Origin of the sequence: Dactylosporangium darangshiense (genome assembly GCF_039537565.1) — a bacterium.
GTDB classification, from domain to species: Bacteria; Actinomycetota; Actinomycetes; order Mycobacteriales; family Micromonosporaceae; genus Dactylosporangium; species Dactylosporangium darangshiense.
Genome location: NZ_BAABAT010000130.1, coordinates 1 through 5,943, shown reverse-complemented (window position 1 = coordinate 5,943; position 5,943 = coordinate 1). Strand labels below are relative to the sequence as shown.

The 5,943-nt window shown below is 72.0% G+C and carries 1 protein-coding gene; it reads right to left on the bottom strand.

Going from position 1 to position 5,943, the window contains the following annotated elements:
* Positions 1-5,943, bottom strand: a 5,943-nt coding sequence (locus tag ABD901_RS57960) for an amino acid adenylation domain-containing protein (RefSeq protein WP_345144835.1), incomplete at both ends; no start/stop codon positions are given.

Sequence of the window (5,943 nt, the reverse complement as noted above, 5' to 3'; positions counted from 1 at the left end):
GCCGCAACCACCCCAGCCAGACCCGCCACCGTCGGCGCATCGAACAACGCCGCCACCGGCACCTCAACCCCGAACACCGCCCGCACCCGCGACACCACCTGCGTCGCCAACAACGAATGCCCACCCAGCGCGAAGAAGTTGTCGAGGACGCCCACTCGCGCCACGCCCAGCAGCTGCTCCCAGAGCCCGGCCAACACCTCCTCGACCGCCGACCGCGGCGGCACGAACCCGGCGTCCAGCCCCATCCGCGCGCCGTCCGGCGCCGGCAACGCCTTGCGGTCGAGCTTGCCGTTCGCGGTGAGGGGCAGCGACGCCAGTTCGACGTACACCCCGGGCAGCATGAACTCGGGCAACCGTCCGCGCAGGAATCCGCGCAGCTCCTCCACCCCCGGCGCGCCGGCCGCCGCGTCCGCCGGGACCAGGTAGGCCACAAGGCGCCGATCCGCGTCGGTGCCGTCGGCGATCACGACCGCGTCCGCGACGCCGTGGTGTCCGCGCAGCGCGGCCTCGATCTCGCTCGGCTCGACCCGGAAGCCGCGCACCTTGACCTGCGTGTCGGCCCGGCCGATGAACTCCAGCCTCCCGTCGGGCCGCCACCGCGCGACGTCGCCGGAGCGGTAGAGCCGGCCGCCGTCCGCGCCGAACGGGTCGGCCACGAACCGCTCGGCGGTCAGGGCCGGCGCCCCGATGTACCCGCGGGCCAGCCCGGCGCCGCCGACCAGCAGCTCGCCGGGCACGCCGAGCGGGACCGGGCGCAGCGAGCGATCCACCACGTGCACGCGCAGGTCGGGCAGGCCGGCGCCGATCACGCTGCCGTGCGCCCCGGTCACGGTCGCGACGTCCAGCGGCATGTGGGACACGTGCACGGTGGTCTCGGTGATCCCGTACATGTTCACCAGGCGCGGCGCGTCGTCACGGTGCCGGGCGTACCAGTCGAACAGCCGCCCCGGCTCGAGCGCCTCCCCACCGAAGATCACGTACCGCAGCTCGAGCGGCCGGCCGGGCGCCTCCCGGTCGGCCGCGGACAGCGCCGCGAAGGCCGACGGCGTCTGGTTCAGGACCGTGACGCGCTGCTCGGACAGCAGCTGTAGGAACTCGGCGGGCGATCGGGTCACCGACCACGGCACCACCACCAGCCGGCCGCCGTACGCCAGCGCGCCCCACAGCTCCCACACCGAGAAGTCGAATGCGAACGAGTGGAACAGCGTCCACACGTCGGCGGGTCCGAACGAGAAGTGCGGTTGCGTGGTCGTCAGCAGGCGGACCACATTGGCGTGCTGTACCGCCACGCCCTTGGGCCGGCCCGTCGACCCCGACGTGTAGATCACGTAGGCCAACCGGCCCGCCGAGTCCACCCGGTCCACCGGCGCGTCCGAGCAGCCGGCCACCGCCTCGGCCACCGCCGGATCGTCCAGCCGGACCGTGTTCAGGCCCTGCACCAGCCCGGCGTGCGCGTCGCGGGAGCCGATCAGCACCGACGCGCGGCTGTCCGTCAGCATGAAGCGCAGCCGGTCGTCCGGGTAGCCGGGGTCCAGCGGCAGGTACGCCGCCCCGGCCTTCCACACCGCCAGCGGCGCGACCACCATGTCCGGGCCGCGCTCCAGGCACAGGCCCACGACCGACTCGCGGCCGACGCCCAGGCCCCGCAGGTACCGGGCCAGGCGGTTGGCCCGCGCCTCCAGCTGCCCGTACGTCAGCCGGTCCGCCCCACTCACCACCGCCACGGCATCCGGATCGGCCTGCGCGTGCCGCGCGATCCAGACGTGGACGCCCGCCACCGGGATCTCGGCCGCGCCCCGCCCGGCCCGCTCGTCCAGCCACCGGAGCTCGTCGGCCGTCGCCGCCAGCAGCTGGGACAGGCGGCGGCCCGCGTCCGCGGCCAGCGACCGCGCCAGGTCCAGCCAGGCCGCCACGAGTCGCTCGATCGACGGCCGGTCCCACAGCGCCGTGCTGTACTCCATCGACCCCGACAGCCCGGCACCCGCATCGACGAGCGTCACCGACAGGTCGAACTTCGCCGCGGTGGTCCCGCCGCCGGCGCCGGCCTCGTCCGCCTCGGCCGCCGTCTCGTAGTTGAACAGCACCTGGAACAGCGGCGTGCGGGAGCGGTCCCGGTCCACGTCCAGGGCGTCGACCAGCTGCTCGAACGGCAGGTCCTGGTGGGCGTACGCGTCGAGGGTGCGGGCCCGGACGCGGCCGAGCAGCTCGGCGAACGTGGGGTCGCCGGACAGGTCGGTGCGCAACACCAGGGTGTTGACGAAGAACCCGATCAGGCCCTCGATCTCCGCGCGGTTGCGGTTCGCGATCGGCGTGCCCACGACGATGTCGTCCTGGCCGCAGTACCGGCTCAGCAGGACGTTGAACGCCCCGAACAGCGTCATGAACATGGACGCGCCGACGCTCCGGCCCGCCGCGCGGAGCCCATCGGCGACATCGCCCGGGATCGCGAACTCGACGACCTCGCCCTCGGCGGAGCGGATCGGCGGCCGCGGCCGGTCGGTCGGCAGCTCCAGCGTCGGCGCCCCCGCCAGCGTCCGCCGCCAGAATTCCAGCTGGTCCTCGAGCACCTCGCCCGACAGCCACTGCCGCTGCCACACCGCGAAGTCCGCGTACTGCACCGGCAACGCCGGAAGCTCGGAGCCGGCGTACAGCGCGGCGAGCTCGGCCTGCAGAATGCCGGCCGACCACTCGTCGCCCACGACATGGTGCATCGCCAGCGCCAGCACGTGCTCGTCGCCGCCCAGCCGCAGCAGCGTCGCCCGGAACAGCGGCCCGGCCGCCAGGTCGAACGGCACCACCGCGTCCGCGGCCAGCCACGCCTCGGCCGCCGAGGCCGGTTCCGGCTCCCCGGCGAGGTCGACGATCGGCAGTTCGAGCCGCTCCGGGGCGGCGTCGATCATCTGGTACGCCACCCCGTCCTCGCCCGCGACCAGCCGCGTGCGCAGCACCTCGTGCCGGGCGACGAGCCCGCCGAGCGCCGCGCGCAACGCCGGCACATCCACCGGCTTGGGCAGCCGGATCGCCATCGGCATGTTGTATTCGGCCGACTCCGGCTCGAGCTGGTTCAAGAACCACAGCCGCTGCTGCGCGAACGACAACGGCAGCAGCCCGTCGCGGTCCACCGGCACGATCGCCGGCGCCACTTCCCCAGGCGCGGCACCGTCAACCACCGCGGCCAGCCGTGCAACGGTCGGATTTTCGAACAACGCCGCCACCGGTACCTCAACCCCGAACACCACTCGCACCCGCGACACCACCTGCGTCGCCAACAACGAATGCCCACCAAGATCAAAGAAATCATCGGCCGCCCCGACCCGCTCGACGCCGAGCAACTCCGCCCAGATCCCCGCCAGCACCTCCTGCACCGGCCCCACCGGCGCCACAAACCCCCCAGTCAACGCCACCCGGACACCACCCAACCCGGCCCGATCCACCTTCCCGTTCGGCGTCAACGGCAACCCGGCGAGCTCCACAAACACCGACGGCACCATGAACTCCGGCAACCGCTCCCGCAACCACCCACGCAACCCCTCCACAACCCCCGGCACCACATACGCGACCAGCCGCTCCCCACCCGCGTCAGCCACCACCACCGCGTCGCGGATCCCGGGATGTCCGCGCAGGACGTGCTCGACCTCACCCGGCTCGATCCGATACCCACGCACCTTCACCTGCGCGTCATTCCGACCCAGAAACTCCAACGCCCCATCCACCCGCCACCGCACCACATCCCCCGACCGATACAACCGACCACCACCAAACGGATCCGCCACAAACCGCGACGCCGTCAAATCAGCCCGACCCAAATAGCCACGCGCCACCCCGGAACCACCGATGAACAACTCGCCCGGCACCCCGATCGGCACCCGCCGCAGGAACGCGTCCAGCACATACAGCCGGGTCCCCGGCAACGCCCCACCCACCGGCGCCGGACCAACCCCACCCCCCGGCTCGGCAAACGTCGAGTCGATACCAGCCTCAGTCACCCCGTATGCGGTCAACACCCGCGCATCCAGGACCTGCCGAGCCCGGGCCGCCGCTTCGAGACGCCACACATCGGTGGTCACGACCAGCAGCCGCAACCCATCCAGCACCACCCCGGTGTCCTCCAGATACGCGACCAGCGCATCGGCATAGCGCGGAGCAACCTCCATCGCCTCCACCCGCTGACCCACCAGGACCGCACACCACTCGCCCACCGACAGCTGCAACCCGACCGCACCCAGCACCAACGTCCCACCCGAGCCCAGGGCACGAACCACGTCACCGGTGAACACGTCGAAACTCGCGCTCGCCACCGACAACCACCGCAACCGCTCACCCGCACCGAAGTGGGACCGCATCCAACCGCCGAGCACACCCAGCAACACCGCGTGCGGCACGACCACGGCCTTCGCCACACCCGTCGAACCTGAGGTGTAGATGACGCACGCCGCCTGACCCGCCACCACCGGCAGCACCTCAACCGGTGCAGCCTGAATCGGCTCGTCGAGCCAGCACACCGCCGGCACCAAACCGGCCAACTCCGCCGCCACCGAACGATGCCCGACCAGCACACCCACCCCGGCGTCGGCGACCATGAACGCCAACCGATCCGCCGGATAACCCGGATCCAACGCCAGATACGCCCCGCCGGCCCGCCACACCGCCAGCACCGCCACGACCAGATCGACACCACGCTCGACCGCCACACCGACCACCGACTCGGCACCCACACCCGCGGAACGCAACCACCCCGCTAGACGGCCGGCGCGATCCCACAACTCGCCGTAGGTCAACGAGACGTCGCCGGCCTGCACCGCGACCGCGGACGGGTCCGACTCCGCCCAGCCGGCGATCAGCTCGTGCACGCCGCTAATGCCGTCCCAGGTCACCGGAGCAGGGGTCGCGAACTCCGGCGGCGACACCAGCGCCAGACCCGACAACGCCGCATCCGGCGACGCCGCCACCGCAGCCAGGACCAGCTGCAGATGGCCGATCAGACGGCGGATCGTCGCCTCGTCGAACAACGCCGTCGCGAACTCGACCGAGCCAAGCAGGCCGTCGGACGTCTCGCTCATCACGAGCGTCAGGTCGTAGAGGGCGGCCACCGCGCGGCCCTCGCCCGGACCGGGCTGCCCTTCCTCGCCGGTCACGTAGTCGAACAGCACCTGGAACAGCGGCGTACGCGACCGATCCCGGTCCACGTCCAGCGCGTCGACAAGGTGCTCGAACGGCACGTCCTGATGCGCATAGGCGGCCAGCGTCCGCTCCCGCACCCGGCCCAGCAGTTCGCCGAACGTCGGATCCCCGGACAGATCGGTGCGCAGCACCAACGTGTTGACGAAGAACCCGATCAGGCCCTCGATCTCGGCCCGGTTCCGGTTCGCGATCGGCGTACCCACCACGACGTCCTCCTGGCCCGAGTACCGATGCAGCAGGACCGAGAACGCACCCAGCAACGTCATGAACATCGACACGCCCGCGTCACGGGCCACCGAGCGCAAACCCTCCGCCACCTGCGGCGGGACGGTGAACTCGAGCACGGCGCCGTCGGCGGACCGCACCGGGGGGCGCGGCCGATCCGTCGGAAGCTCCAGCACCGGCGCCCCGGTCAGCGCCTCGCGCCAGAACCCGAGCTCGGCCTCCAGCACCGCACCGGACAGCCAACCCCGCTGCCACACCGCGAAATCCGCGTACTGCACCGGCAACGCCGCCAACTCGCCACCGGCACACAACACGTCCAGCTCACGACACAGAATCCCGCCCGACCACGCATCACCCACCACATGATGCATCGCCAAGCTCAGCACCGACTCGTCCGCCGACACCCGCACCAACGTCGCCCGGAACAACGGCCCCACCGCCAGATCGAACGGCACCACCCCATCCGCCGCCAACCACGCCCGCGCCGCCGCGACGGGGTCCGGCTCCCCGGACACGTCCACCACCGGCAGCTCGAAC